At 58.2% G+C, this 6,000-nt stretch carries 6 protein-coding genes; 3 read left to right on the forward strand and 3 right to left on the reverse strand.

What is annotated here, in order from left to right; translation table 11 throughout:
• Positions 1–81 precede the first annotated feature (81 nt).
• Positions 82–672: a bifunctional nuclease family protein gene (locus tag HMPREF2781_RS05140; RefSeq protein ID WP_070644632.1), complete on the forward strand. Its 591-nt coding sequence runs from the start codon at positions 82–84 to the stop codon at positions 670–672.
• A gap of 313 nt (positions 673–985) precedes the next feature.
• On the forward strand, positions 986–1,546 hold the full coding sequence (locus HMPREF2781_RS05145) for a MerR family transcriptional regulator (RefSeq protein WP_168160900.1): 561 nt from the start codon (positions 986–988) through the stop codon (positions 1,544–1,546).
• A 180-nt stretch (positions 1,547–1,726) separates the two neighbouring features.
• Here HMPREF2781_RS05145 and HMPREF2781_RS05150 read toward each other — a convergent pair whose 3' ends face one another.
• Genes HMPREF2781_RS05150 through HMPREF2781_RS05160 form a run of 3 tightly spaced genes read right to left on the reverse strand, consistent with a single transcriptional unit; the run spans position 1,727 to position 4,757 of the window.
• Positions 1,727–2,545, reverse strand: coding sequence for a vWA domain-containing protein (locus HMPREF2781_RS05150; RefSeq protein WP_070644633.1), 819 nt, complete (start codon positions 2,543–2,545; stop codon positions 1,727–1,729).
• Between the two features lie 56 nt (positions 2,546–2,601).
• On the reverse strand, positions 2,602–3,456 hold the full coding sequence (locus HMPREF2781_RS05155; RefSeq protein WP_070644634.1) for a 3-methyladenine DNA glycosylase: 855 nt from the start codon (positions 3,454–3,456) through the stop codon (positions 2,602–2,604).
• A complete protein-coding gene (locus HMPREF2781_RS05160; protein WP_070644635.1) occupies positions 3,453–4,757 on the reverse strand; it encodes a DEAD/DEAH box helicase in 1,305 nt (434 codons plus the stop codon). Before HMPREF2781_RS05160 ends, HMPREF2781_RS05155 begins: the two co-directional genes overlap by 4 nt.
• A gap of 115 nt (positions 4,758–4,872) precedes the next feature.
• On the opposite strand from HMPREF2781_RS05160, the gene HMPREF2781_RS05165 reads away from it, so the two are divergent.
• Entirely contained in the window at positions 4,873–5,682 is an 810-nt protein-coding gene (locus tag HMPREF2781_RS05165) for a hypothetical protein (RefSeq protein ID WP_246821777.1), read from the forward strand.
• Positions 5,683–6,000 lie beyond the last annotated feature (318 nt).

Genomic DNA, 6,000 nt, shown 5'->3' on the forward strand with positions numbered 1-6,000 from the left:
TCTCGTGCCACTCCGAGTATCTTTACGCTGCCTAGCTGGCCCGAGAACCATGTGCAAGAAAAGTGTGTAAAAGTGGGTCCCATGACTACTGAAGTACTGAAATTTTTAGGAATCCATCCCGTCGGACCCGAAAACAATCTGTGCGCTCTTTTCTACTGGGAAGAGGCGGACCGGCACGTGCCAGTGTGGGTCTCACCGATTGATGGGGCGCGCGTGCTGCAAGTCCTCGAGCGCCATTTCAACGCGCGGCCAAGTACCTACGAGCTGCTCATCGCCTTCGCGGACCAGCTCGATGGCATCGAGCACATCTGCGTCTCCGAGTACCGCAAAGGCGTTTTCATGGTTGATCTTGTGGACGGAACCGGCGAAGAGCATGATGCCCGTCTGTCCGATGCACTCGTCCTGGCAGACCACTATGGGCTACCCATCCATTTTGAAAAGGATGTGCTCGACGAGGTGGCCATCTACATTAGCGACGAGGACCTTAAAGAGTATTACGACCTAGAGCGCGCGGCGGAATCCCCGGAAACCTTTCCAGAGAAGCGCATGCGCGACTTTCAAGAGCGAGCTGCTCAGCAGAAAACGCAGGAAGATGATGGCTTCGAACAGATGATGCGTGATTCTGGCATATCGGAGGAGGACTTGCTCGGAGGAGAGGAAGGGGAGGACTAACTCCTTCACTGTGAGGAGCCTAGGTTCCGCGTGGTTCAATAGCGGACTTATGTTCTAAACCGACCTTTGATGGACAGAGCGGCGCCCTTACGGGCGCCGCTTTTCTCGTGCTGTCACTGAAATTTTTTAATGACACGCGTGTGACTAATGATGACAAAGTGAATCAAAAAGTCTAAAGTTCTACTAGAGGTTCACCGATGACGACCCTTGACGCCGTCGCTGACGTGTCCTTTAATAGAAAAATAGAACTCCCCTCAAGTATCACTGGAGTAATTACGTGAGCAGTAAGAATAATCGTACTGAGTCCAGCGCCCTGCCGCTCGACGAGATTGCCGCCAACACCTACGTTCAGGAATCTCTCTTCGATGTAGGGCCTGATGAGGAGCTGGGCTACCGCGTTCCCATCGCGTGTCAGGTAGCTGGAATCACCTATCGCCAGCTGGACTATTGGGCGCGCACCGACTTGGTTAAGCCCTCGATCCGTACTGCCCGCGGTTCCGGTTCCCAGCGCTTGTACTCCTTTAAAGACGTGCTGGTCCTGAAGATTGTCAAGCGCCTTCTGGATACCGGAATCTCCCTCCAGAACATCCGCCTCGCCGTGGAGTCTTTGCGCGACCGTGGTGTCAACGATCTTGCTGAGCTCACCTTGGTGTCGGACGGCACCACGGTCTACGAGTGCCGGTCTAACGACGAAGTTATCGACCTGCTGGCCGGCGGCCAAGGCGTGTTCGGCATCGCTGTGCCGGGTATTCTCAAGGAACTCTCTGGTACCATTACTTCCTTCCCAGCCGAGCGTGTTGTAGAGGAAGAAGACATCGACGTTGTCATTGGCCTCGACGAGCTAGCCGCTCGCCGCAAGCGCAAGACCTCCTAAAACGCCTACCACAGGAAGCCGTCGCCGCTCCTCCTCCTGCGCACTGCAGCTCACGTCAGTGCTGTTGAGGATGCGGCGGCTTTTCTTCTCTGCAGCCCTGCACCCACATGACGGTTTTACGTGCCCGCACACCGTCGCTTCAAGCAAGGCCGCGCATCCTCCAGGTGCGTACCCAAATTATTACGCCCCAGCGGCGCTCGCGATGCTTTCTTGTGCATTGGAAGGATTCGAGACAGTGGAATAATCGTCTGCGAGTTTTTCCAACTCTGTGTCCTTTTCGCCATCACCGATATGGACCACACTCAAACTAACGCCTTCACCGCGAGCGTTCTTGGCTGCCTCCGCAAAGCTTGCGTCATCCATATCCTGTTGGGTCCCAGTGGTAATCAGCACGACGCGAGTGTTTTCGCCACTACCAGCTGTTTGATCCGTGGCGTTATCGAGTGCCGCAACGACGGCGCTGCGTGTTTGTGGTACACCGCCGGTGCCGAACTGCCCCACGGCAAAGGCGACGTTCTCGGCGTCGCCGTAAGCAACATTTTGACGGAAGCCCACGATGGCTGTTGCGGAAATGGGGGAGGAATAGTTCCAGAGAGCCACTTGGCTTCCCTTCGCGCCGACCGCCGTTGCCGCCTCCGCCACGCCCTGAGTGACAGCATCGAAGTACGGAGCAAGGCTGTCGGATGTATCGAGCAGGAACAGCGTATTTGGCGCGACATCTTCAGGGGCCTTGTCTTCCGAGCTGGGCGCGGCCGAAGAAGGCTCCTCTGATTCCGAAGACGTTGCGGATTCCGGAGTCTTGGCAGCAGCGCTGGTGGGGGCTTCCTCAGTGGAAGTCTCAGCGGTTGTGTCCGCAGCCACTGTTTCAGATTTTGAGGAATCTCCCTCTCGGAAAAGAAAGAAACCGCCGATGGCCAGCGCCAACACCGCCAGGACGGCCACGATGATGACCCACGGTGCAAATGCGTAGTTATTTTTTCCATCCGAGTGCCGGGCCATCTCTTTCCTTCCGCGCTGAGGTCTCGGGGCCGCGCACTGCGTCCCGACGGGTCACATCAATGGTCTCTCATTGTAGCGCTCAGCGCTGCTCTAATTAGGGAGACAAGCCGCGCGCGGAGTGGCTCGGAGGCGTCGGCAAGCGCGCGTTGGCGTCGCACGTACTCCGACTTTCCCTCGGGCGTTTCGATAGGAACGACACCAAAACCCCATTCGCGACAATCGTAGGGAGAGGCCTCCATATCGAGTGTGCGTGCGGCGACGGCCAGACGGAAGGTGTCAAGAAACAACTCACCCGGCACCAGAGGCCCCAATTTCCACGCCCACTTATAGAGATCCATGCTCACATGGACGCACCCTGCTTGGTCGTTTTCCGGCTGGTCTTCGCGGCCCAGCACCGTGAGATTGAGCGGACGCGCGGGCTCCGTAAAGAAACGGAAGGCATCGTAATGGGTGCACTTGATGCGGTGCTTGTCGACGACCTCATTCGTCCCCTCCGCCCCTAACCGCAACGGCAGGTCATGGCGTGGAGAATCGGTGCGGTAGACCATGGCCCATTCATGCAGCCCAAAACAATCAAATTGGGTGGGGTTGCGTGTGGTCTTTTCCAGCAAATCCAGGATATAGCGCACGGTACCGCCGCGGCGCTCGAGGAAGGCCTCGGTGTCTACCGCAATTCCCTCAGCAGTGCGGTGGTAGTAGCGCCAGTCGCTGTGTGGAGCATCCCCTGCCAGGGTGATGCCTACCCCCGGGTGCCAACGCCGCAGATGCGAAGGGCGAACAGGGTAGTACTCGAAGAGAAAGTCGTAGACAGGGTGGTAGGAACCAGGGTGCCGAAAGCGCTTGAGGAACTCATCTGCTGATTCCTCATGCTTGCGCATTCGAGCTTGCCAGTCTGTGGTCTGCAGAATCATCGTTGACCTGCGTTTCCCCGTCGGCGGCGCGAGTTACGGTGGCGCTGGCCTTGGATGCCCGCCCGCTGACGCGATGTCTGCTTCTTAGATGGTTGCTGGTGTGGTGGGCCGAGCGGTTCGCCCTTTGGCTTGCGTGCACCGGTCATCTGGGCAAGCTCAGGACTGCTGGCAGGGTTGGCGCGGTCGCTGATGTCGAGGTCGGTGTGTTTGACCCCCGCTTTCGCGATGAGTTTAGCCACCTCGTCGCGCTGTTCATCAGTGACGAGCGTGACAACGGTGCCTGAATCTCCACCGCGCGCCGTGCGGCCGGAACGGTGCAGGTAGGCCTTGTGTTCCGCGGGCGGGTCAACGTGGACGACGAGGGAAACGTCCGCGATGTCGATTCCCCGCGCGGCGATGTCGGTGGCGACGAGCACAGGAACGCTGCCGTCGGCGAAGCCCTCTATAGCCTTTGTCCGTGAGCCCTGGCCCTTATCGCCGTGGAGGGGCAGCGCATTGATACCGACTCTGCGGAGTTTTTTGGCCTGCCTGTCGACGCCGTGCTTAGTGCGCATGAACATGATGGTCTTTCCTTTGCGTGCACCTAGGCGCAGGACGACGTCGTTGCGCGCCTCACGCGTGCCGATGTATATCAGGTGGTGCTCCATCGTGTCCACGGCGGCCTCGACAGGCGCGGTGGAGTGAGTTACGGGCTCGTGCATGAACTGCTCGACCAGCTTGTTGACTTCACCGTCGAGGGTGGCGGAGAAGAGTAGGCGTTGGCCGTCTGGTGGGGTGAGCTTAAGTAGTTTGCGCACTTGGGGAAGAAATCCCATGTCCGCCATCTGGTCGGCCTCGTCGAGCGCAGTGATAGCGACGTGGTCGAAGAAAAGCTTGCCCTGGTCGATCAGATCCTGTGCTCGCCCCGGTGTAGCAACGAGCAGGTCGACCGGGCGCGCGAGTGAGCGAATGTGGTTGTTGATGTTGACGCCTCCGACTACCGCAAGCACACGCAGGCCGAGGGCAGCTGCTGGTTCTTCCAGGCGCTGCTGGATCTGGGTTGCCAACTCGCGTGTTGGTGCCAGAACGAGCCCACGTGGGTGCGCGGGGCGGGAAACACCAGATTTTGCCAGCCGGGACAACATAGGAAGACCGAACGTAAAGGTTTTCCCCGAACCGGTGGGGCCGCGGCCGAGGACGTCCTTGCCGGAGAGGGTGTCGGGGATCGCGGCGTCTTGGATAGGGAAGGGGGTCGTGATGCCCTGCTTATCTAGAACACGGACAACATCGCGGGGGAGGCCGAGATCGGCGAAAGTACTCATCGGATGGCAGTCTAATGCGCTGCACCGTCAGATCGAAAAGCTAAGACGGGGAACGGGCCTCGCATCCTGGATTTTTCACAATATTGTGACGTGGTTCTCTGTTAGATTGATCGGCATGACGAACCCTTTCGCTAACCCGCAACAACCGCCCGGTGGATTTGGACAGAACCCACAGCAAGGCCACCCAGCGCACAACCAAGCAGCACCTGGATTTAACAATCAGAATCAAGGGCCTAACGCCAGCGGACCGGCAATGCCGCAGCCGCCGGAAAAGAAGTCGAGCTCGAAGAAGGTGCTGTGGATTGTACTGGCAGTAATCCTTGTACTCGCTTTTATCGCAGCCGTCGCAATCTTTGCTGCGGTTTCCTTCTTCAAGGATGTCGCAGCTGACTTCGACGAAGCACCACGAGACGTCGCGGCTTCTGATGACACGTATTGGAATAGTACATACGACGCTGATGATGTCGACAGTATCCGAGCCTCCGAGGTATCTGCTCCGGTGCCCGAACCGCTTATTGGGCTTTCGGACGAGTGCTATGAGGACACGTCTTTCTTTGGGCAGTCGGACTATCTGGGCTTGGACGTGCAGTGGGTTCCGACGATCTCTTGTATTTATGGCCCGGACAGGGAGTTCGTGGCTCAGTACACAGAGAACACGGATGCGATTCGCGATACAGAAAGCGTTGGGCTAAGCGATTCCGTTGAGGACTTTACTTCGGCCCGTGGCTCGCAGATTGCCGCCTTTGGGGAGGCAGAGGAGTACGTGATTGCGGAAGTTCTCGAGGATGGCGACGCGGTCATTGAGTACGTCATGGATGGTTATGACGACAACGGGGAGGAAGCTGATTTGAATGATCTAGCAACCTATCTTGTGGGTGCGGGCATCCTTGAGCTGACTCCGGGAGGCCCGCCGGTGGATGCCTAGCTTTTAGCGCCGCACGTCCCATCCATCCGCCGGCTGCACACCCGCGAGCGCGCATCTGTCATCCGCAGGCGGTGTGGATAGCCGGGATAGCGGGCAGTAAAGTTCTCGGCCGCTCCTGCTTCAGGTCGATTGCTTTCGAGAACTGGCTTGAAGGTGTTTCGCTGCGGTGGGTCATCGCACGGTCGACTTGTTGTCACACACCACGGGTATCCCGTTAATCTTTCGGTTGGCGGGTCTCGTTCTTTAAGGGCTTAAACCCGGCCTTACTGTCACTGCCGTTGCATCTGGGTGGCGGGTTTCTCCTTTAAGGGCTTAAGA

Origin of the sequence: Corynebacterium sp. HMSC062A03, from assembly GCF_001811145.1 — a bacterium.
GTDB classification, from domain to species: Bacteria; Actinomycetota; Actinomycetes; order Mycobacteriales; family Mycobacteriaceae; genus Corynebacterium; species Corynebacterium aurimucosum.